The following is a 22,206-nucleotide window of genomic DNA, read 5'->3' as shown; positions in this document are numbered from 1 at the left end:
TGATCTTCAGCTAACGCACCCGTTAGATCAGCAAGAAATGGATTCCAATAACTTAGTTTTAACCTATTACCTCAGTTATTTTTGGTACTTCACAAGAAATAACATCAATCGTGTGATTTAAGCAGGGAAACTGATAATGAACGTAATTTTCAGAGAGACATATATCTTCTCGTTCATTCGTGGCTAGTTTTATGAAATCCAAGTACCTTGACTTGGTATAGATTCGAAATAGCTTTCCTTTTGATATTTCAGAATTATCTATAGAATATGAAAAACATTCATCGATAACAGAATATGAAATATATGATTCAAATTCAAATTGCACCATAGGTAAATCATTATTGAGGCTGCTTCTATTAATAAGCATTCGTAATGAATTTTCTTTGGATTCTAATATTTCTTCCAAATAAATATATCCTTTCCATTGCAACAATTCATTAAAGTCCAACTTCATCATCACTCATTTCTTAAATTGACTATTTTTTATTTATGCTTCATTTCCCCGTCGTCTTCTTCAACTAGCCTGCCCCGTTAGTTCCATAAGAAAAGTTCTGCCATAGCAACCCTTTTACCTAATTTGTTGATATTTAACTTTATTTTTATATTTATTTGCTAACTTCATAACGAGAAGCTGAGGTATCAAATTCAAAAAACTAACGAATATTAATAATTGATTTGGTGTGAGAGGCTTAAAATAGCCTCCCCATCGTTCGTTTCCAGCCATCTCACTGATGAAATAAAATGAAACTATCCCAGATACTATATTGCCAATAATAAAAGGGATAGAGTTGCCAAAGATTCTTCCAAAGAACGCAAGGAGCGAGGTCGCTACAATCATTATTAAATAACCAAACATTGAACTATTAGCAAAGTCTTGATACATCGAAAAATATACAAATGGAAAACAGTATAAACAAACTATTAAAATGCTAATTCCTATTTTTTTCATATTTCACCTACTTTTCTTATTAAGTACACATTATTCAGTCAGAAACCATTTTCCGAATATATACAAATTTATTCCTAAACTTATTATCAATAGAACAAGTAAAATCTTATTCTTCATATATCCCCATCCCTATACCTTTGTCTATCTCGATAGTCCCTCCTCCTGTAATTCATTTAAACGACTTAAACTCTCTTCTTCATTAAAAGAACTATGCCAACGATAATCATATTGATCCAATATACGGTAATGGTTACTAATCAAATTTTGTTGTAAACGAAAATCCCCTCTATATTCGATTTCTTTCCACCATATCTTACCACCCAATGTTTTTTCTTTAGGAGTACCACCATTTTTGCTAACAATTAACTGAACAAAATCAACTGGATTGTCACCAATTGATGATATTAACAATTGGCTATGATTAAACAAAGCACAAAATGCAACAACGGTGGTCCAATTGGCTTCTGTTCTTCTTTTTTCAATTTGAACTAGTGTTTTTTTTGAAATCCCTAGAATTTCAGACATCTTATCTTGAGAAAAACTTTGCTCTGTTCGGACAAGTTTCATTTTTTCTGATATTAAATTGATGAATTCTTCTTTTTCCATATATACTAAATTCTCCTTTTTAGTGTAATTTTACACTAAAAGTATTATTTTTCAATGAAAAAATACCCTTTTTGAATAAAAAGCAACTTTAAAACACAAAGAAAAAAGCAACAATAACCTTACTCTCTAAATAAGTTTGAAATGGGAATATTTCTTAATTAAAGCTTGTTGAACTAACCTGCACCTATAGTTCCATAAGAAAAGGAGCTGCTGATCAGCTCCTAGTAATGAACTAATGTACCCGTTAGTTGATTAAGATTCTATGTTATAAATTTGTTTATAAACATTCACCCTGAAAAGTGTAAGGTGACGAGGATATTAGTAATCTTTCTACTCCATCTCTATGGTAAGGCATTAAGTTATTAGCAGTATTTATGTCCACCCATTTAATCTCAGCAATTTCATTCTTGTCTTCAATTGTAATTTCTCCGTCAAAAAAATGTAAAATCCTTCTATTTTTTTCTTATTCAACTAACCTGCCCCTTTCGTATTATTAGGTCAGCCAGATATTTCTGGTTGACCAATTTTTATATAGTTTTAATATAACGGTAGCCGGGGTAGAACGTACCTGCCCGTGGGGCTTAAGATCCCGTCAACTAAACAGTTCGCCCCCTACTTGCTTAAACATGATTTGGCTGGTTGGGACCAAGATCTCGTATAACAAGCGAAGCTATGATACTGCAAGAAGGATTAGGGGTTACCGGCAAATATTATGTTTTTGGAGGAGATAAAAAATGAATCCAGTGGTTGGTCTGGATGTAGCTAAAGGTGAAAGTCAGGTTCAAGCATTCTTGGAAAAGAAGAAGCCTTATCAAGGCAGTTTCAAAGTTACACATACCATTGAAGGATTAGAAACGCTATTTCAGTTTCTGAGAAAAATAGAAAATAAAACAGGAATCAAACCTCCGATTGTATTGGAATCCACGGGGCATTATCATACGCCAGTTGTACAGTATTTTGAGGAGAGAGGCTACTTATTAATTGTCGTTAACCCACTCATTTCTTATCGTGCGAAGAGCTCAAGTTTACGCAAAGTAAAGACAGATATAATCGATGCACGTCACCTCTGCGAGCTGTACTATAAAGAGGATTTAGAGCCTTATAAAAAACGAGGGATACAACTCTTAAATCTTCGTAATCTTTCAAGACAACACGAAAATATAACAGGTATCTATGTACAAACAAAACTACAGTTCCAGGCTGTTCTTGATCAAGTATTTCCTGAATATAGAGGGGTTTTTGGAGATTTGTATTCGGTTGTTTCTTTGCTTACTCTATTAGAATTCCCTACTTCTGAAGACATATTAGCAGTCGGTGAAGAAACTGTAGCAAATAGGATTAATGAACTTTGTCCAAGTCGTTCTAAAAAGTGGGCGAATACACAGGCAGAGAAACTTACGGCTGCCTCAGCTCGAAACCCTTTTCAGAGAACCTTATATCAGAGTCACATTTTAAGCCTTGAAATGTATATAAAAATGCTTCTAGAATACCAAAAGCACCTATCCAAATTTGAAGACGAGATAGATGCTTTGGCAAAAGAAATTGAAGAATATAAGATTATCCAATCCATCCCTGGAATCGGTGAAAAAATCGCTGCAACGATTATTTCTGAAATTGGAGAGATTGAACGGTTTAATCACCCTAAAAAACTAGTGGCATTTGCCGGAATTGATCCAAGTATCTTTGAATCAGGTAAATTTAAAGGCACAGTAAATCGGATTACCAAAAGAGGTTCTGGCAGACTAAGACACGCCTTGTATATGGCTGTTAAATGTGCCATTCGTGATTGTCGCAAGAAGAAAACGACAGATGAAATCATCCCTCGTAACAAGCGATTACGAGAGTTTTATGATAAGAAACGTGAAGAAGGAAAGCCCTTTAAAGTAGCTGTGATAGCATGTGCCAATAAACTCTTACATTGGATTTATGCACTTTTAAAAAGCAACTCACCTTTCCAAGATAGGCTAGTTTGAAAGTATAACTAAACCACCCAGAACTTTCCAAACACAGAAACTTGGAAGGTTATTTGGTATGCACAAATTTAGTATAGCATGAAATATTTTAAGGTTTTATTGAAAAATATTGACAAACTATTGGCTGGTTTAGTTCTATAAAAGATACATTACTCTCTCCACTAATCCAATAATCTATAATTTTTTTTACCATTATTTATTTTTTTAAGATTTTATTATAAGAATATACTATTATATAAAAGACAATAATCAGGGAGGAAAATAATGAAGAAAATCGCCATCATAATTACTTCGTTATCCGTATTTTTAGCTGCTTGTGGAAATCAGCCCTTTATTTCTTCTAATTATCAAGAAATCGACACGATTGAAAATGATTTAGGGGATTATGGGACTGTTTATCAGGCCGAGGGTAAAAGTGTTTCTCAGGTAGTAAGGGAGATTCAAAAGAATGCTCAACCCGATCATTCATCCAAAAAGAGTGAGGACGAGATGTTTCTTCTATACCCAGAAGACTCGCCCGAAGAAGTTGTACATATTATGAAAGATGATGAAAACCCAGAAAACACGATTATAGAAGTGGTTGAAGAGGATTTTGCTGAAAATAGCTATGACTTCCCTCTTATGGAAACACTCGGAGTATTGGGAGTTGCTACTGCTTTATATGGTTGGAATAAGTCAGACTCTAAAAAGAAAAGGATCGGTTATAAGGGATATAACAAGGCTTTTCGTAACAAGGCCACCACTAGTATCCCCACCAATAATGTTTTGCCGGATGAAGAAGATGAGGACGACGAATATACTTCATCCGGTTCTTCATCTACGACATCTACTGGTACGAGCTCAAGTAACAGTGGGAATCCACCTACTACGGGTACTTCGTCAAATAGTGGGGCAAGCAACGTAAAAAAATCATCGAATTCGGATGGCATTCGTAATGGTGCTGCTGTTCGTGGTGGTGGTCCGGGAACTGGTAAATAACAAGGAGGATATTAGATATGTTTGAAAACATTATAGATGTACAGGAAGTACTATTAACCTTATATTATTTTGTCGTATTGGGTTTGGTGTCCATTGCTTGTATGTGGATATTTGCAAAACTTACCCCTTACAAAGACTTTGAACTTATACGAAATGGGAATATCGCTGTTGCTATTCAATTTGCTGGAAAGATCTTAGGGATTACACATATTATGAGCGCTGCGGTCAACACAAACGATTCGTTATTGGGTGCAGCTGTCTGGGGCATTATTGGATTTATCTTGATGGTAGTCGGTTATTTTATATTTGAAATGGCTACGCCTAAATTAGATGTTCGAAAAGAAATCGAAAAAGGGAAAGTATCGGTTGGAATCATTGCAGCCTCTATTTCCCTGGCTATATCCTTTATCATATCTGGAGCCATTTCATAAGTATTAAAAACAAAAAGAATCTGAATTCTTTCAGATTCTTCAGACTGTAGACAAACTCGATGAAAATCGAGTTTGTCTATTTTTTATGAGTTGTACAATTTGGCCGTTGATTTTCCACTCCAGGCACTCGCTTTCCGCGGGCGGTCGGGGAGCCTCCTCGGCTTTCGCCTGCGGGGTCTCCCCTAGACGCGCTTTTCCCGCAGGAGTCTCGTACCTTCCGTTCCAATCAACTTTGTCTTACCTTTTAGATAAACACTTTTGCCTGGAGTCATTTTTGTTTTAAAATAGAAGTATTAAAACTTGAGGTGATGAGGATGCTTTCTAAACATGATTCTATTCAGCGAGATCAACTTGAAATGATTACGTTAGATCAACTGGTGCCACTGAACCATTTGGTTCGTAAAATGGAGGCTGCCATTGACTTCACTTTCATTTATGACTTGGTGAAAGAGATGTATTCAGAGGTAGGACGCCCAAGTATTGATCCAGTTATTTTAGTTAAACTGACATTCATTCAATATACCTTCGGTATTCGTTCCATGCGTAAAACGATTGAAGAAGTTGAAACCAATATGGCTTACCGTTGGTTCTTAGGCTATGGTTTCCATGATAAAGTACCTCATTTCTCTACGTTCGGGAAAAATTATGAGCGACGCTTTAAAGATACAGACCTGTTTGAACAGATTTTCTATCGCATTTTAATGACAGCTGCTAATAAAAAGTTAATAAGTGCTGAACACGTTTTCGTGGATTCCACACATGTGAAAGCCAGTGCGAATAAAAGGAAATTTGAAAAGAAAATCGTTCGTAAAGAAACACGAGCGTATCAAGGGCGTCTTCAAGAAGAAATCAATCAAGATCGTGAAAAACATGGAAAGAAGCCTTTTCCATCAGATAAATTTGATAAAGAAGAGACCAAAGAGATTAAAGAAAGTACAACGGATTCTGAGAGTGGCTACTATGTGAAAGATGAACGAACAAAACAGTTTGCCTATTCATTCCATGCGGCCGCAGACCGCAACGGTTTTGTATTGGGAACGATTGTAACACCTGGAAATATACATGACAGTCAGATCTTAGAGCCACTAGTTGAACAAGTGATTGAGAAAGTTGGAAAACCGGAAGCCGTTGCCGCAGATGCAGCTTATAAAACACCAGCGATTACAAGCTACCTATTTAACAAAGAAATCATACCGGCTTTACCTTATACACGTCCTCGCACCAAAGAAGGATTTTTCCGCAAACAGGACTATGTATACGATGAACATTTTGATTGTTACCTTTGTCCTTCGGGAGAGCTATTAAAGTACTCAACAACCAATAAAGAGGGCTATCGCGAGTATAAATCACCCAAACACACTTGTGCGACATGCTCATTTTTATCTCAGTGTACAGAAAGCAAAGACCATCAAAAAGTGGTGACACGGCATATTTGGCAAACACATGTGGAAGAAGCAGATCATCTGCGTCATCATCAAGATGTAAAAACTATATATGCGAAACGTAAAGAAACGATTGAGCGTGTATTCGCAGATGCAAAAGAAAAGCATGGTATGCGTTGGACAACTTTAAGGGGACTTAAAAAATTGTCGATGCAGGCGATGCTTACTTTCGCTGCCATTAATTTAAAGAAGATGGCCAATTGGACATGGCGAGGTCCAAAAATGGCCTAACATAGTGGGCTCGTAGAGCCCCAATCTCCTAACTTCAGGCAAAAATTCAAAGGGAATCTCAAAAAGGGGTTCGGAATTTTTTAATTCCGAACCCCTTTTGTCTACAAACTGAAGAATCTGAATTCTTTCAGATTCTTTTTTCTTTGTTTGGTATGGAATTATTCTTATTTATTTTTTTGCTATAGATTTTTATCTATATAATAAATATAGATAAAGCATTAAGGAGAGAACATTATGACAGAGAGAGAAAACCACATACAAAAAAGAAGAATCTTTACGTCTTCTGGGATTGTATCGATATGTGGAATTGTGTACCAAGTACTTTATGGAGCAGCTGGTGGCTATCTTTTCGGTGATTCCACATTATTTTACTGTTTAACGATTGGATTGTTTTTAAGCGGTATGGGAATTGGTGCTATGCATAGTGGTAAATTCCATCGACACTTAATGTCTAAATTCGTTATAACCGAATACTTGATTGCTATAATAGGTGGCTTTTCCATCTTTTCGGTTTTTTACATACAAGCAAATTTCGGTGATGGAACAGCCAAAGTATTTTTATATGTAATAATTATTATCACCGGTTATCTTACTGGATTAGAAGTACCCTTACTTATTCGTAAATCAGAAGAAATTGATTCTGACTTAAAGGGATCGACTGCGAATGTGTTGGGGTGGGACTATGTAGGTAGTTTATTAGGGACAGTTGCTTTTGCTTTTTGGTTAAAACCTACTCTAGGACTAATCAAGACCGGATTCTTTATCGCTTTTATTAATATTATAGTAGCCCTCTGGATAAGCTTTGCCTTTAAAAAAGAGATCAAACAAAACTATATAAGACTGATGGGGATTTTATTAACGGTCGTTATTGGTTTAGGATTTTTGTATGGTGAGAAGTATGCACATACATTGGAACAGAAGCTTTATAGAGACCCTATCGTTTTTTCTAAAGATACTAAATACCAGAAGATTATTATGACTAAAGATACCGGTGATTTACGTTTATATCAAAATGGACAACTCCAATTCGCTGAGTCTGATGAACATAGATATCACGAAGCATTGGTTCATATTCCGATGTCTCTTTCCGACAAGAAAACAAATATATTGGTTCTTGGTGGTGGTGATGGATTGGCTACAAGGGAGTTATTAAAGTATAAAGAAGTTCAAAAAATAACACTGGTTGACCTGGATCCTGAAATGACCAATCTTTCCAAAGAGAACCCTCTTTTGACTAAGTTAAATAAAAACTCATTTCACTCTAAAAAAGTACATATCGTTAATAAAGATGCCTTTAATTATTTAAAGAGTGCCGATGACCTATATGATGTAATTCTTGTCGATTTACCTGACCCAAATAACGAATCATTAAATAAACTCTATACTTGGGAATTCTACAGTTTAGTTAGAAACCACTTAACACCAACAGGCCTTGTTTCTATTCAATCTACTTCCCCTGTATTTGCTACAGCCGCTTATTGGACGATTAGTAACACTGTGAAATCCACAGGGTTATATGTTGATAATTATCATTTAGATATTCCTTCGTTTGGAAACTGGGGCTTCACACTAGCATCCAGGGAAAAGTTTGATGTTGTAAATATTAAGCTAGAAGTGAAAACAACCTATCTTGCGAATGAAATGATTGCATCCCTCTTTTATTTTGGCAAAGATGAAGATCAAGATATAACCATTAAGGGGAAGCACGTTGATATCCCCGTTAATTCGTTAAATAGACCAGATCTTCTCGACTTATATGAAAACGCTTGGGATTATTATTAAAAAACAAAAAGAACTAGATTATACTTCTAGTTCTTTTTTAATATTGTTTTTATTAGTTAGTATCTTTCCCTTTATGGGTCAAAATCGACTCAATGACTCCTTTGAAAACGACCTCAGGATCATCATTTTCTTTTTCAGGTTCCTCTATGTCTAAGCCATACTGAATTTTCTTCTCTTCTAAATTGATGTCCAAATCTGTTATACCTTTTAACATATATTTTTTACCGTCGACGACAATTTGAGTATCAGTCTTTACGACAGCCTCTTTCACATAAGGAGTAACCCATTACAAAAAGGAATGCACAGAATGACCTTTTTCTATATACTGATTGTGTTTTGCCACCAACTTGCCACCATTATTATATTTATCAAACCCTTGATTTTTAAGTGTTTAACAGATCTTTCATAAATCAAATATCTTTCAATGAATTAGACTTTAGGTAGATATGTATTAACACTTTCAGCAACTCTTTTCCACACTAAACATTTTTATTTAGTGATTCTTGAATATTTATTTCATATTCACTTTTAAATCGAAATGATGGGGGCAGTGATGTGAACTTTTTTTTCAGAAATCTTCTTCCTTCAATCTGAACCTAGCTGAAACCTAAACGAAAGTTGAAACATAGGTTTTATTTACACTATAATAAGACAGCTTCTTACTTAAGATTAGTATATAAATTTACTTATTATTATATAGGAAAAGCCATGGACCCTATGAAATCATGGCCTTTTGTTTACCGTTGCATATGTAGTAGTTGCTTTAGTTCACTTTTTGATAACCACGGTCGTTTACGGTGTAGCATACGGTGGCAGTTAGCACATACTAGAGCAATATCATCTACCTTTGTTTCTTGGTTATCGTCCATTTCCGATACAGCGATTTGGTCCGATTTCCATTTCGCGCTGTTTTTCATAATCAGGTTCAATTTTCCCCATATTGGTTTCGCGAATTTCTTGATAAGCGTTTGGTTGAGGCGGTAAATTACCTGTTACCAGCGCTCTGAATTTCGTTTCATCGGCAATGTTCAATCCATGATTGTCTGCAAACAGCGCACCCAACTTTTTAGCGACACTTCCGTCTTCATTCATTTCATCGATGATCATGAAATGAGATGGCAATACGATTAACTCGTCTGATAATTCCCTATAACGTGTATACAGTGTTTCTCTCAAGTCTCCAACCCAATCCTCAGCCAATCCAGCTAGGTCCGGTCTGCCAATGGAATCGATGAATAGTATATCTCCGGAAAGCAAGTATTTTTGATCGACCACAAATGAAGTGGATCCAATGGTATGGCCCGGGGAATATAATGCTTGGATATCAAACGATGTATGACCAATCGTTATCACTTTACCGCTTTCTAATGGCTGATATTCAAAAGTTACTTCAGCCGCATCTTTTGGCGGCAGCCAGTAAGCTGCATTTGTTATTTCCGCTATTCGTCTTCCACCTGAAATATGATCGGCATGTAGGTGCGTATCAAGAACATGCGTAATTTTCACCCCGATATCATCGGCGAAATCTAGGTATGCATCAATCATTCTAGTAGAATCAATAACGGCAGCTTCACCATTGGAAATGGCCATGTAAGATAAACAGCCCTTACCTAGTCGAACAAATTGGTAAATTTCTCCCCCCTTGGTCAACTCGCCGATTTTCACTGGTTCCAAGTGTTCACTCCATGCTTTCATGCCGCCCTTTAAATAAAAAACATCCAATCCAGCTTCAGATAGCATTTCAGCTACCATAATAGATGAGCCTTCCTTTGAACATACTACCAGGATTTCTTTATTGGACGGAATTTGATCGAGAATTTCTACTACGCCATCCAGTAGATCGAAGTAAGGGATATTGAGAAATTCAAAGTTCTGTCCATCAATTTTCCAATCATTAAAGTCACTTTCATTTCGAACATCCAAGATGAATAAGTCCGTTTTATTGATTACTTTCTTTGCTACCTCAGCGGCTGTCATTTGCTTAAACGTCATCTTTCATACCCCTTATAGTATTTAATATTTCAAAAATTTTTACCTTCATTAAAAGGTTAATGTAACATCAGCATCTATAGCGAACTCTAAAAATGTGACCGCTCCACCCACTTCGATGCCGTCAACGAAAACTACTTTTTCCATGCCAAAACGTCCATGGTCATTTGACACACCCTTTTATTCATTTACGGATTTTTGTATAGGACCACTCCATTGGCTCATGCCAGGTTCAACATTGAATACCTGTTCAAATCCAGCTGCCATCAGTTTTTGTGCAGCAAGATCACTTCGGCTGCCAGTTCGGCAAATCACGAAAATCTCTGACTCTTTATCCAGTTCACCCATACGTTGTTCCAATTCACCCAATGGTAGGGATTTAGCTGCAGGAATATGATTAAAAGCGTACTCTGCAGATTCTCGTACATCCAGGATGATCGTATTTTTATTTTCTTCCAATACTTGTAGAAGTTCTTCATTTGAAATGATTTTTTCATGCTTCTTCAATTCTGTTTCTTCTCCGCTTGCTTTCCGAAGATAATGTTTTAGTGTGGTTCCTTCTTCAACGGTACCCAAATATTGATGACCTGTACTTTCCGCCCAGGCTTTCATATCGACAGTTGACCCTTTATCAGTCGCTTGAACTTCCAGCACTTCCCCTGCTTCCAATCCGTTCATGGCTTTTTTCGTTTTTACGATTGGCATTGGACAAGCTAAACCTTTAGCATCCAAAACGGAATTTGTTTTAATCATTTTTATTTCCTCCTTTTATTAAAATAGAGGTGGGGGTATATTTAGATTTAAAAATTATTCTATGGGACCTTCCCATTCATTCATACCTCCCATCATGTTCACCACTTTATATCCATGATCCTCTAGTAAATGTGCAGCCCTTGAACTTCTTCCCCCTGATCGGCAGACCATGATATACTCGTTTGAATTATCCAGATCCTGCATTCTAAATTCCACTAGCCCCAACGGGATATTCAAAGCATTTGGTATTTTCCCTGCCTTTACTTCATCGACCTCCCGCACATCAATAATATGGACTGGCGAGTTTCCCTTCAATAATGCCTTCACTTCATCCGGTAAAATTTCTTTCATCTTTTGGAGACCCTCCTTTTATTAGCGCCAAGAACTCATGCCGCCTTTTACGTTGGTGACTTCTTTAAATCCGAGTTTTTTCAATGCTTTACTTGCATGACTGCTTCTCATCCCGCTTTGGCAGATCACAACTACTTCTTTATCTTTTGAAAGTTCTTGCGCCCTTTTGCCAAGATCGTTTAAAGGTATATTTCTAAAGTCCTTAATGTGGTTGCCCCTATATTCATTAGGCGTACGGACATCAATGAATTGCTTATCTCCTTTGTAATTCAACTCCGCTTTTAACTCAGTCGCATTTATATTTTTTATCCCCTTTACCGGGACAAATCGCTGATATAGAAACCAAACGATGACACCTAATATGATGATATTAAATATAGTTCCCATTTAGCCTAATCCCTCCTGTACCCATATTTAAATAAATAAGTTTACATTTCCATCCTCTGCTTCAGCTAAATAAGCCGCAACACCAGCATACTCAATTCCATCCAATAATTCCTCTTGCTGCAAGCCCAATAAATCCATTGTCATCGTACAGGCTATTAGTTTGATTTCCTGTTCTTGGGCCAACTCAATTAAATTCGGGAGTGACATGGCGTTATGTTTTTTCATCACATGTTTGATCATTTTGGGACCCATTCCAGCAAAGTTCATGTTGGATAGACCCATTTTGTCAGAACCACGGGGCATCAATTTTGCAAACATTTTTTCAAGAAATCCTTTTTTTAATATCATCGACTCATCTTTCCTTAAAGCATTCAATCCCCAAAATGTATGGAAGATGGTCACTTCATGATCGTAAGCTGCCGCACCATTGGCAATGATATATGCAGCCATTGCCTTATCATAATCACCACTAAATAAAATGATCGTCGTTCTTTTCTTTTCAGTCATATATGTGTTCCCCCTGAATGATATTTAATTTCATTTATACCCTAAGGGGTATAAATTTTGCCAAAAAATATAGTTCGTCATCCCTATAAACTAAAAAATGAACGGAATAGGGTTTTCTTTATTTAATTGGGTCCATGATTGATTTGAGTCAAACCTTCATTCACTTCGAATGTTTTGCCATTTACCTTCTCGATGCCAAATTCTTTTACCTGCTTTTAATCAGTAACTCAACCGCTTCATTGACTAGATGTTCAGTGCCTTCGCCTTTCTCGACGTTTTCCCGAACGCATTTCTCAAGATTGTCACTTACAATAACGCCCTTGGTCCTGTCGATGGCATTACGTGAAGCAGATAACTGAATGACGATTTCCCTACAATCTTTCCCCTGCTCCATCATTCCAAGAACACCTTTAATTTGTCCTTCAATCCGCTTCAAGCGATTAATGACGCTTTTATCATATTCCATACTCTACCCACCTATCTATTTACAAAGACAATCACTAATCTGGTTACCTTAATTCCTTTGCCAATTAAGAAGCGCAGCCCCAAGTTCACTTCCAATTTATCAGAAGCAATTACATGAATGTTTTCATGTGGGATTACTTCATTAAAACGTTTCAAATAGGCATAAGGAATATTCAAAACCTCCTTATCGACATCATCACACTTATGATTAAAAGCCCTTATATCCAATAAAATGGCATCCTGTACTTCATTCTTTTGACAAGGAATGTCCTTAACAGGTACATATAGTTTATACGTAAACAGGACCAAAATAACGAAGATTATTATAAGCAATGACTAGAATTGTGCGCTTTACTCGTAAGTTTGCACGATTTACTCGTGAGTTTGGACATTTTACTCGTGAATTTATGTGTTCTTAACTTGTGAGTTCATATTATACCTATGGGGGTATATTGTCAAGCCGTTTAATTCATACTTTTATTAAAAAAATAAAAGCCACCTAGTACGGCAGCTTTCACTAATTACTTTAATTCTTCAATTATTTCAGCACCATAAGAGTTGTCGATTATACAGCGCCATGTACCCGTGGAATCCTTTTTAAATACATATGTCGCGGTTCTTTCCATAGAGAATTCGGAATCGTCTTTTTGATTGGCACTAAGCTGGGCTTTTGCCACAACCAATGCCGTATCACCCGTTTCGATTATTGCCATCTTTTCTTGATTGACTATTAAACTATGATTAAAGTAATCAGCGATAGCAACGAATGCCCGACGTATTTCTTCTTTCCCTTTTGCGAATGTTCCAGGTTTGACAATTAAAGTTGCATCCTCTGAATAGAATTCCATCAAATGATCGAAATCCTCGTTATTTATTGCCCTGTCTGCATTTTTTATGACTTGTTCCAGTTCATGATTTTGCATATTCACCCTCCTATTCCACCTCTCGCACATGAGACCCGACTAATACTAATGGATATTCGACTGCCTTGTTGGGTTATCCTGCTCATAAAGTGAATAAGAAAAATAAACAGTGTAATGAACAGTAAGAATGAAATACAGTGGTGCCATCTCTTCTATGTTTAAGATTCAACTCACGACATGAACTGTGAATTCCAGGAAATGACCCTGGTATCACGAGAGAACCCTTCCGCACTTCCTCTAGATATACTTCTGCCCGTACTATTTTTAATTGGTGCTTGAGTTTTTTGCTACCATCATAATCCACTGTTTTTCTTTTCCAGCGTTAAAATTTTTCCAAAGAAATAATTTTAATTATTCATTAAGACTAGTAGATCGCCTATACTTTGCGCTTTTAACAATATGTTCGTAGTCATCCCTTGAAAATGGCTTCCCTTCAGTTTCCTCGTTAAATAAATATTGCCGAAATTCCGGTCCGACTTTTTCTAAAAAAAATAGCGCACCCTGCCTAGTTCTGGATAATTCCGTAGTATGGCGTGATGCTTCTGATTTCGGTCAAATATTAATAAATTGATATGGAAAAGGACAAGTGCTATTACAACAAGTGCAACAGTAATAAATGAGATGATAATTAATCGACTTGCGATATCCATTTTACCCAACCTAGTTATGACTATTGAGGTTCATTTACTTGAACCTGAATTTCTTTATACAGAGTTGCAAATGTTCGAATTGGTTTTAATATACGCAAATACATAATTTCTAGTAGGCAAAGCCAACATATAGGGAAAGAAATTGAAATGGTCGAGGAGGGAATAATTTGAAGGCATCTGATTTGTTTGTAAGATGTTTAGAGAATGAAGGGGTTCAGTATATTTTTGGGATACCTGGTGAGGAAAATACAGATTTTATTGATTCTCTAATAAGCTCTGATATTAAATTTATCTTGGTTCATCATGAACAAGCTGCAGCTTTTATGGCAGACATTTATGGCCGGCTAACTGGAAAGCCCGGCGTCTGTTTGGGCACATTGGGACCGGGTGCAACTAATTTATTGACAGGGATAGGAAGTGCTTATCTGGATTATTCCCCTGTTGTTGCGATTACTGGTCAGGCGGGCCTTGATCGAATTCATAAGGAGTCGCATCAATATGTGGACATTATTGGGGTTTTTAATGAAGTAACGAAATGGAATCAACAAATTAAGGTGCCGCATACGATTCCGGAAATTATCCGTAAAGCATTTAAAACTGCTGTCATAGAAAAGCCGGGAGCTGTTCATATAGAACTCCCGGAAGATGTGGCGATGATGGATACAGAAGGTGAACCTCTTCCGGTTACACCAATGCCTAGATCCCGCCCAGCCGAGGAAGAAATCAAAAAAGCCGTCGATTTAATAAATCGTGCTAAAAAGCCTATTATTCTAGCTGGTAATGGCGTAGTCCGCGATGGAGCTGCTGAGTCCTTACGGAAATTTGCAGAAGAGAAGCAAATTCCCGTTGTGAATTCGTTCATGGCCAAGGGAGTTTTACCTTCTAACCATCCATTGACCCTTTTTACAGTAGGGATGCAAGCAAGGGATTATGTTCTATGCGGGTTTGATTTGGCTGATCTTATTATCACCGTCGGCTATGATTTCGTCGAGTATTTGCCAAAGTATTGGAACGATGAGGCAATGAATCCGATTATTCATATTGATGCTCGACCGGCTGAGATTGATGCTTATTACCCCGTTCAAGCTGAGTTGGTCGGGAACGTTACGGAGGCACTTGAAGCCTTGACCACTGGTGTAGCAAAAAAAGAGCTTTGGCCAGAAGTGAAAAAGTTAAGGTCTCAAATCATTGAACAATTTCATTCTTCTGATGATGTATCAGGAAGCCCTATCATCCCTCAGCGAATTATCGCCGATTTGAAAAGGGCGGAAAAGGGTAATGCGATTGTCATTTCGGATGTGGGTGCCCATAAATTATGGATTGCCCGGATGTATCAGCCGGAAATGCCTAATCACACTATCATTTCCAATGGCTTTGCATCGATGGGAATTGCCATTCCCGGCGCAATCGCAGCCAAACTGGCAAAACCTGATAAACCTGTCATTGCGGTTACAGGGGATGGTGGATTTCTGATGAATGGGGTTGAATTGGCAACTGCAAAACGTCTAGGTCTTGCTTTCGTGATAGTCATTTTCCATGATTCAAAATACGGCCTAATTGAGTGGAAGCAATTGAATAAATTTGATCGTACGAATGCGATTGAATTTACAGACCCAGACTTTTTAGGGTTCGCAAAAAGTTTTGGGGTTAAAGGAGTGAAAGTAACCCACTCCGATGAATTGCTTCATGCATTAGAAGAAGCTATTTCGAGTCAGGAAATTGTCTTGATTGATGTGGATGTCGATTATTCGGAAAATGTAAAGCTCTCGAAAACACTAGGTGATTATATTTGTAAATTATAAAAGCAGATATTATTGGAGGGATTTCAGATGAAGAAAAAGTGGCAATTGTGGATTGGTGGTAAATGGCGGGAGGCTAAATCATATGAGCCATTATATAATCCCCATTCAAACGAAGAAATTGCACAAATTGGACAGGCTGAACCAGCGGATGCCGTTGAAGCGATTGTTGAGGCCAATGCCGCTTTTCAGAAATACCGATCCTACCCGGCTCATGCACGAGCAGAAATTTTATTTAAAGCTGCAGCAATCATGGAAGAACGCAGTGAAGAACTTGCGAAAATCATTTCTCTAGAGGCGGCGAAAACGATTCGAAATGCTCGTGAAGAAATGAATCGTACGGTTCAGACTTATCGTTTTGCTGCAGAAGCATCAAAGAACAATTATGGAGAACAAATCCCGATGGATGCGGCAGTGGGTGGGGTAAACCGTTTTGGCTTCACGGTTCGCACCCCGATTGGCGTCGTTACAGCGATTACCCCATTTAACTTTCCATTTAATCTGGTAGCCCATAAAGTTGGTCCAGCTATTGCGGCTGGAAATTCGATTGTGTTAAAACCTGCCGAACAAACCCCGTTGAGTGCACTGGTTCTTGCCGATATTTTTAAAGAAGCAGGGTTGCCAGATGGAGTATTGAACATCATACCGGGCAAAGGGGATGTTTTAAGTGAAGCCTTGACGACCCATCCACATGTAAAAAAAGTGACTTTCACAGGCAGTGTAGAGGTCGGACACCTTATCCAGCAGCAGGCAGGCTTCCGTAAGCTTACCCTTGAACTCGGATCCAATTCGCCGTTCATCATTGATGAAGGAGTCGACATCGATAAAATTATTCAAAGAAGTGTGATGGGTTCATTTACGAATAATGGGCAGGTGTGTATCTCGATTCAACGAATTTATGTCCACAAATCACTATATCAACAATTTTTAGATCGATTCGTAAGTACAACAAAACAGCTTGTCATCGGTCCCCCACTGGAGGAAAGTACAAATATTACAGCGGTTATTTCAAAAAAATCATTGGAACGGTTACAAAGTTGGATTGACGAGGCAGTACAGGAAGGAGCAAAAATTGAGTGCGGCGGTACAGTGGAGGGCAATGTACTATTGCCTACCGTCTTAACCAATGTAAATCGTGACTCAAAGGTATTTCGTTTCGAAGTATTTGGTCCAATTGTCTGCATTTACCCATTCGATACGTTGGATGAAGCCATCAATGATGCAAATGATTCGCGCTACGGATTGAATTCAGGAGTGATGACACCGAGTATAGAACGAGCTTTTTATGCGGCGGAACGATTGGAAACAGGTGGAGTCGTAATCAATGATATCCCAACTTATCGGATTGATAATATGCCTTATGGTGGCTGGAAGGACAGCGGTGTTGGCCGAGAAGGCGTCAAATATGCGATGCATGAAATGATGGAGCAAAAGTTTATCAGCTTTAAAATAAGCGACAAATGAACATAGGGGAAATTATAAACCCGTAGTATATGAGACGGCGATATCTTAAAGATTTCGTCTTCTTGTTTTGTCGTAAATTAATGTTTTTATTGTATTATTAATGGGCACAATCAGAAATTATTATTTCCTTAACGTTGCAAATCCGGATTTTCCTGCCTGTACCCCTATAGGGTTAACTCATCGCTGTTATTTACAATAAATCATTCAGCCTGGCAAATCCAGCCCGCAAAAAGTCCAGTAGAATAAAATCTGGTTATATTCGAAAAGCCGGCTCCTGCCAATAGCCTTTCAATATGATTTTCAGGTACAAAGGAGATTTTCATAATGCTTTTGTTAACAAGCTCGTCAAGTTCGGATGAATTGTATCTCGCATCCCAAAAAAGGTTTTCCAAACATTTATTCTGTCTTGAAGTTCTGCATCACCTCGGTCTCCGTACGCACTAACGAGAACGAAAGGAGTTCCTGATCTCAAATTACCTTTAATGGTTCGGAGTAGTTTCAGCTTCTCTTGTTCATCATCAATGAAATGAAGAACCAAGATACAACTTGCCGCATCGAACTTCGAGTCTGAAAGTGGTAAGTCGTCAAGAGTCTGACGCGACTTTCCAAGCCTAGCTAAACTACTTTATTTTCAGCAATCTTAAGCACTTTTCAAGAGGATCAACTCCAGTGAATGATCATTTTGGGTTAGATGGTCCCCATGCCGAATTTCATTTCCGCCACCTGCACCGATCACAAGCAGTAATGCCTCTTTTTCGCCCAATTTAATTCGATAATAAGATTGAACCATCTCAAATAAGGTATCATATGTGGGAACCATTGTTTATCGCCTCCATCGTTTGATTATGCAATGCCCGACAATACTCACCTGCCCTATATCTTTATTAACAGCAGGCATCCCGGCATTTTGGATGACTAATCAAGAGGGTCCCCACATTTCACCCCATGATTAAATTAAGTGTTTTACAGACACTTAATATCTATAATTAGTATAAAAAATTAGAATCATAAACCTTCATGATTCTTTGTTGATTTGATTTGTTTAGCAATATCAATAATATATCTATTATTTAGTTCATCCTTCATCTTTTTTTCTGCTTCAATCATCACATTTTCAATTAAACAATCTTCATTATTAAAAACCTCATGTTCCAATGAACAATTGAATAAAGTTGCCTTACCTTCGATTGCATGAATTACATCTAAAAAAGAAATCTCATGAGATTGTCTTACTATACTATATCCGCCATTAACACCAGGATTGGATTCAATTAGTCCTGCTTTAACAAGCTTTGTTAAAATCTTAGAAAGGTATGTTGGTGAGAGCTCCTGTAATTTGGCTAATTGTTCTACTCCAATAGACTTTCCCTTTGGAGTTATAGTTAAATATACCATTGTGTGTAAAGCATAATTTGTGGCTCTTGAATATTTCATGGTTTCTCTCCCTTATAAATACATTAAAGACCCTCAATGTCTGTAATTGATTATAATTTAAGAGGAGATCAATAACAAGGTATTGATCTCCTCTATTCGCAAATCCGACTCACCTAGGACCTCTTCACCTTTCCTGCCCCGATAGCTGCATACAAATAAGAGCCGATGAACAGCTCCTCCGTCATGAAGTATAGCACCTGTTAGTTGAGTAAGCGATAAATATTAATAATTGCCCATATTAAAATTAAGCCCCAAATCAATACTATTATTGAACCGACTATCCAATTCTTTGGCTTACCGTTTTTCATCATTTTTTCTGCCTTACATTCACAGTCGTTTAAAACAGTCTTTGGTATTATCTTTAATGCAATAATTATCCCTAATGGCACGAGAATTACATCGTCTAAGTAACCAAGAATCGGTATAAAATCTGGTATTAGGTCAATCGGACTGAATGCATAAGCTACAACACAAGCCGTAAACACTTTTGCATACCAAGGCACCCGTTCATCTTTACAAGCAAAGTAAAGGATAAAAATCTGTCGTTTTAAATTTCTCGTCCAAGTCTTAATTTCCTTAAGCATCTTATCTCCTATAATGGTTAAGATTTTATTACCATTATAACAAAGTAAGATTTACAAAAGATTGTTATTGCCCTAACCTCTCTCAATGAAGATAGCATAAGCTGACTTAAGGACAGCCCCGATCTTAAGCTAAAGCTCCATTAGGTCATTAAGGAATTCGACTTTAGTTAAAATAAAAGACTCAATATATCAAATATACATAGTCCTATAAGCCAAAAAGAGATTCCTATTTATCAAGATAAGAAGGAAGAAAAGTTAGTACGATAAACTATAGAAATACCCCTCACTACATAAAAAGGCATGTTCCCTTTTTAGGGAATCATGCCTTTAATGAAAGGAAACTGATGTTGAACCAAGAAACTGCCCTAGACGTATCTTTCAAACCCTATTCTAACTTAAATTATAAGTTTGACTATGTATAGTATACTTATTAATTTTTTCCAAACTTGGTTCATAGCCAATTCCGGGCAATTCTGGAACCCTGATCATTCCGTTTTCCACTGTAACTTCAGGGTCAATAATATCTTCTGCCCAGTAGAGGGAGGAAGCTGCGGTATCTCCAGGAAGAGTGAAGTTTGGCAGGGATGTGATTGCGATATTATGCGCTCTTCCGATGCCGGATTCTAGCATCCCCCCACACCAAAGTGGAATTTCATGTTCAAGACATAAATCATGGATTTTCTTGGATTCAGTCAAACCTCCGACACGGCCAATCTTGATATTAATAATTTTACAGCTGCCTAATTTAATCGCTTTCCTTGCATCCTCTAATGAGTGAATGCTTTCATCCAGACAAATAGGTGTTTTTAGCCTTGACTGTAAATCTGCATGGTCAATGATATCGTTATAGGCAAGCGGCTGTTCAATCATCATTAAATTAAATTCATCCAAGGCGGATAGCCGGTCTAAATCTTGTAAGGTATAAGCTGAATTTGCATCTGCCATGAGAGGGATTTCAGGATATACTTTTCGGACCTTGTCTATTAATTCAACATCCCAGCCCGGTTTGATTTTTAGTTTAAAACGCTTGTAGCCTTCACCGAGGCGAGCCTCGATCATATCTAGAGTCGAATCAATCGAGTCCTTTATTCCGATGCTTACCCCCACTTCGATTTCCTTTTTTGTTCCACCTAACACACTCGATAGAGAAGCATTTTGCCTTTTCGCATACAGATCCCAAACAGCACCCTCTAAAGCAGCTTTTGCCATATAATTACCGCGAATATGAGAAAAATATTTTTCGGAGATTTCATCAGGATGCCGGATTTCGTTTTTTAGAATAATTGGAATTAGATAATCTTCGAGTATGTGCCAGTTTGTTTTAAGGGTTTCTTCATTATAAAGAGGGTCGAGCATCGCAACAGATTCGGCCCATCCGGATATGCCATCATCGCTTTTGGCTTCAACAAGGATAAAATCCCTATTGTATTCCGTCCCAAAGCTAGTTGTAAAAGGTTGAAGCAAGTCTAGCTTCAGATGCCTCAAAATAACTTGTTTAATTTTCATTAGAAAATTCTCCTTTTGGTTATAAAACCGTTAAATAACAGTCTTACCATTTTGTATTTAAGGCTGACAGCAGCCTGAATTTTCGAACTCTCATTAAAATTAACTAGTTTATTTTAATGAGAGTACATAAAAATGAACGGGAATTTCTGTTTTAGAATTCTTTATAAAATCTGTTACCTGCCATCCTTGCTGAAATAGATTGGTGAAAATTTCACTAGTTATCATTCGCCATTCAGTGGCCGCTTGAATATTTGTGTCTCTTATTGTTCGGAAATCCTTTGGAATGGCCACAAAAGCTGTGCCACATTCCTGTTCAGGCAACGGAAGAGTGAGAGAAGGAACAGGTAATCCTTTTTTATCGGTATCCCATTGAATTAGCGAGTTATCCATCACATAGTCCAGCGCGATTCCCGGTTCTCTATAATCCGTTGTTTCCTGCTTTCCAATATGCCATTCGACAAGGAAGCGGTCTGTAGGAATTCCACTGTTTAACAGGTCATCCATTTCACCATAGCAGTTTGCGATATAAGTAGAACAGACCCCACCAAGCTTGGCTATATTTAAATACCCATTAACACTTTCCAACGGATCGTATGTCCAGGTAATAACGGAATAGCCGAGCTTTATCGCTTCCTCACGTTGTGCCAGCTTTAGCTTTTCCCCTATTCCTTTGTTGCGAAATTGCACATCTATACCCAGCATATGTGAACAAAGATAGGCTGATTGCCCATTGAATCCCGGAAAGCTGTATTGAAATCCAACCAGCTGCTCCTCCATATAAGCTCCTAAAACCAAACCACCGTTTTTCACAGCTGTTATGGTTTGGTGTGAGGGGGTTGAATCGGTTTCTCCCCAAATGGTAGATTCTAGCTTTCTTACGTCCTCTAGCTCTTCAATTCGATGAAGGGAACGAATTACAATTTCCTGTGTTTTCGTCATGGTCATCCTCCTTGGAATAGCACAAGTGCCTTGATAAACCCAACCATAAGATGGCAAAGTTAG

General features: G+C 37.5%; 25 protein-coding genes and 1 pseudogene. 7 read left to right on the top strand and 19 right to left on the bottom strand.

Annotated features, from left to right (window positions below):
• Positions 1 to 58: 58 nt before the first annotated feature.
• The 3 genes from QUF78_RS10875 to QUF78_RS10865 all read right to left on the bottom strand — a co-directional run bounded on the left by QUF78_RS10875 (position 59) and on the right by QUF78_RS10865 (position 1,555).
• The gene (locus tag QUF78_RS10875; protein WP_289324653.1) at positions 59 to 457 is read right to left on the bottom strand and encodes a hypothetical protein; all 399 of its coding nucleotides are present in this window, start codon (positions 455 to 457) and stop codon (positions 59 to 61) included.
• 111 nt (positions 458 to 568) lie between these two features.
• Positions 569 to 949, bottom strand: a complete 381-nt coding sequence (locus QUF78_RS10870; protein WP_289324652.1) for a hypothetical protein — start codon at positions 947 to 949, stop codon at positions 569 to 571.
• A 141-nt stretch (positions 950 to 1,090) separates the two neighbouring features.
• On the bottom strand, positions 1,091 to 1,555 hold the full coding sequence (locus QUF78_RS10865) for a helix-turn-helix transcriptional regulator (RefSeq protein ID WP_289324651.1): 465 nt from the start codon (positions 1,553 to 1,555) through the stop codon (positions 1,091 to 1,093).
• A gap of 734 nt (positions 1,556 to 2,289) precedes the next feature.
• Between QUF78_RS10865 and QUF78_RS10860 the strand changes: the two genes are divergently transcribed.
• The 5 genes from QUF78_RS10860 to QUF78_RS10840 all read left to right on the top strand — a co-directional run bounded on the left by QUF78_RS10860 (position 2,290) and on the right by QUF78_RS10840 (position 8,392).
• The gene (locus QUF78_RS10860; protein WP_289324650.1) at positions 2,290 to 3,528 is read left to right on the top strand and encodes an IS110 family RNA-guided transposase; all 1,239 of its coding nucleotides are present in this window, start codon (positions 2,290 to 2,292) and stop codon (positions 3,526 to 3,528) included.
• A gap of 264 nt (positions 3,529 to 3,792) precedes the next feature.
• On the top strand, positions 3,793 to 4,506 hold the full coding sequence (locus QUF78_RS10855) for a DUF4247 domain-containing protein (protein ID WP_289324649.1): 714 nt from the start codon (positions 3,793 to 3,795) through the stop codon (positions 4,504 to 4,506).
• Between the two features lie 17 nt (positions 4,507 to 4,523).
• Entirely contained in the window at positions 4,524 to 4,937 is a 414-nt protein-coding gene (locus QUF78_RS10850; protein ID WP_289324648.1) for a DUF350 domain-containing protein, read from the top strand.
• 314 nt (positions 4,938 to 5,251) lie between these two features.
• On the top strand, positions 5,252 to 6,610 hold the full coding sequence (locus QUF78_RS10845) for an IS1182 family transposase (RefSeq protein ID WP_289323635.1): 1,359 nt from the start codon (positions 5,252 to 5,254) through the stop codon (positions 6,608 to 6,610).
• A 234-nt stretch (positions 6,611 to 6,844) separates the two neighbouring features.
• Positions 6,845 to 8,392 (top strand): polyamine aminopropyltransferase, encoded by a 1,548-nt coding sequence (locus QUF78_RS10840; RefSeq protein WP_289324647.1) that lies wholly within the window; start codon positions 6,845 to 6,847, stop codon positions 8,390 to 8,392.
• A 52-nt stretch (positions 8,393 to 8,444) separates the two neighbouring features.
• Here QUF78_RS10840 and QUF78_RS10835 read toward each other — a convergent pair whose 3' ends face one another.
• The 10 genes and pseudogenes from QUF78_RS10835 to QUF78_RS10790 all read right to left on the bottom strand — a co-directional run bounded on the left by QUF78_RS10835 (position 8,445) and on the right by QUF78_RS10790 (position 13,767).
• Entirely contained in the window at positions 8,445 to 8,663 is a 219-nt protein-coding gene (locus QUF78_RS10835) for a hypothetical protein (RefSeq protein WP_289324646.1), read from the bottom strand.
• 587 nt (positions 8,664 to 9,250) lie between these two features.
• Positions 9,251 to 10,384: an MBL fold metallo-hydrolase gene (locus QUF78_RS10830; RefSeq protein WP_289324645.1), complete on the bottom strand. Its 1,134-nt coding sequence runs from the start codon at positions 10,382 to 10,384 to the stop codon at positions 9,251 to 9,253.
• A 48-nt stretch (positions 10,385 to 10,432) separates the two neighbouring features.
• Positions 10,433 to 10,554: pseudogene (locus QUF78_RS10825) on the bottom strand (DsrE/DsrF/DrsH-like family protein); the annotation flags it as partial.
• Between the two features lie 7 nt (positions 10,555 to 10,561).
• The gene (locus QUF78_RS10820) at positions 10,562 to 11,134 is read right to left on the bottom strand and encodes a sulfurtransferase TusA family protein (RefSeq protein ID WP_483313842.1); all 573 of its coding nucleotides are present in this window, start codon (positions 11,132 to 11,134) and stop codon (positions 10,562 to 10,564) included.
• 54 nt (positions 11,135 to 11,188) lie between these two features.
• On the bottom strand, positions 11,189 to 11,485 hold the full coding sequence (locus QUF78_RS10815) for a rhodanese-like domain-containing protein (protein WP_289324644.1): 297 nt from the start codon (positions 11,483 to 11,485) through the stop codon (positions 11,189 to 11,191).
• Positions 11,486 to 11,506: 21 nt separating this feature from the next.
• Positions 11,507 to 11,872, bottom strand: coding sequence for a rhodanese-like domain-containing protein (locus QUF78_RS10810; protein ID WP_289324643.1), 366 nt, complete (start codon positions 11,870 to 11,872; stop codon positions 11,507 to 11,509).
• A 27-nt stretch (positions 11,873 to 11,899) separates the two neighbouring features.
• Positions 11,900 to 12,379: a DsrE/DsrF/DrsH-like family protein gene (locus tag QUF78_RS10805; RefSeq protein ID WP_289324642.1), complete on the bottom strand. Its 480-nt coding sequence runs from the start codon at positions 12,377 to 12,379 to the stop codon at positions 11,900 to 11,902.
• A gap of 205 nt (positions 12,380 to 12,584) precedes the next feature.
• On the bottom strand, positions 12,585 to 12,845 hold the full coding sequence (locus tag QUF78_RS10800; protein ID WP_289324641.1) for a metal-sensitive transcriptional regulator: 261 nt from the start codon (positions 12,843 to 12,845) through the stop codon (positions 12,585 to 12,587).
• 11 nt (positions 12,846 to 12,856) lie between these two features.
• On the bottom strand, positions 12,857 to 13,177 hold the full coding sequence (locus QUF78_RS10795) for a sulfurtransferase (RefSeq protein WP_289324640.1): 321 nt from the start codon (positions 13,175 to 13,177) through the stop codon (positions 12,857 to 12,859).
• 188 nt (positions 13,178 to 13,365) lie between these two features.
• A complete protein-coding gene (locus tag QUF78_RS10790; protein ID WP_289324639.1) occupies positions 13,366 to 13,767 on the bottom strand; it encodes a YybH family protein in 402 nt (133 codons plus the stop codon).
• A gap of 817 nt (positions 13,768 to 14,584) precedes the next feature.
• On the opposite strand from QUF78_RS10790, the gene QUF78_RS10785 reads away from it, so the two are divergent.
• Positions 14,585 to 16,219, top strand: a complete 1,635-nt coding sequence (locus QUF78_RS10785; protein WP_289324638.1) for an acetolactate synthase large subunit — start codon at positions 14,585 to 14,587, stop codon at positions 16,217 to 16,219.
• 27 nt (positions 16,220 to 16,246) lie between these two features.
• The gene (locus QUF78_RS10780) at positions 16,247 to 17,680 is read left to right on the top strand and encodes an aldehyde dehydrogenase family protein (RefSeq protein ID WP_289324637.1); all 1,434 of its coding nucleotides are present in this window, start codon (positions 16,247 to 16,249) and stop codon (positions 17,678 to 17,680) included.
• Between the two features lie 319 nt (positions 17,681 to 17,999).
• Here the strand turns inward: QUF78_RS10780 and QUF78_RS27820 are convergent, their stop codons facing one another.
• The 6 genes from QUF78_RS27820 to QUF78_RS10755 form a co-directional block, all read right to left on the bottom strand.
• Positions 18,000 to 18,218, bottom strand: coding sequence for a hypothetical protein (locus tag QUF78_RS27820; RefSeq protein WP_353957905.1), 219 nt, complete (start codon positions 18,216 to 18,218; stop codon positions 18,000 to 18,002).
• A 102-nt stretch (positions 18,219 to 18,320) separates the two neighbouring features.
• Positions 18,321 to 18,500, bottom strand: coding sequence for a hypothetical protein (locus tag QUF78_RS10775; RefSeq protein WP_289324636.1), 180 nt, complete (start codon positions 18,498 to 18,500; stop codon positions 18,321 to 18,323).
• 185 nt (positions 18,501 to 18,685) lie between these two features.
• Positions 18,686 to 19,114 (bottom strand): Rrf2 family transcriptional regulator, encoded by a 429-nt coding sequence (locus QUF78_RS10770; RefSeq protein ID WP_289316855.1) that lies wholly within the window; start codon positions 19,112 to 19,114, stop codon positions 18,686 to 18,688.
• Between the two features lie 200 nt (positions 19,115 to 19,314).
• The gene (locus QUF78_RS10765) at positions 19,315 to 19,698 is read right to left on the bottom strand and encodes a YkvA family protein (RefSeq protein WP_289324635.1); all 384 of its coding nucleotides are present in this window, start codon (positions 19,696 to 19,698) and stop codon (positions 19,315 to 19,317) included.
• A gap of 390 nt (positions 19,699 to 20,088) precedes the next feature.
• Complete coding sequence (gene menC, locus QUF78_RS10760) at positions 20,089 to 21,204, bottom strand: o-succinylbenzoate synthase (RefSeq protein ID WP_289324634.1); 1,116 nt, start codon at positions 21,202 to 21,204, stop codon at positions 20,089 to 20,091.
• Between the two features lie 108 nt (positions 21,205 to 21,312).
• Positions 21,313 to 22,143 (bottom strand): GNAT family N-acetyltransferase, encoded by an 831-nt coding sequence (locus tag QUF78_RS10755; protein WP_289324633.1) that lies wholly within the window; start codon positions 22,141 to 22,143, stop codon positions 21,313 to 21,315.
• Between the last annotated feature and the right edge of the window lie 63 nt (positions 22,144 to 22,206).

Origin of the sequence: Peribacillus sp. ACCC06369 (assembly GCF_030348945.1) — a bacterium.
Lineage (GTDB): Bacteria > Bacillota > Bacilli > Bacillales > DSM-1321 > Peribacillus.
The sequence above is the reverse complement of the archived record's forward strand: the minus strand, read 5'-3'. Positions and strand labels throughout refer to the sequence as shown.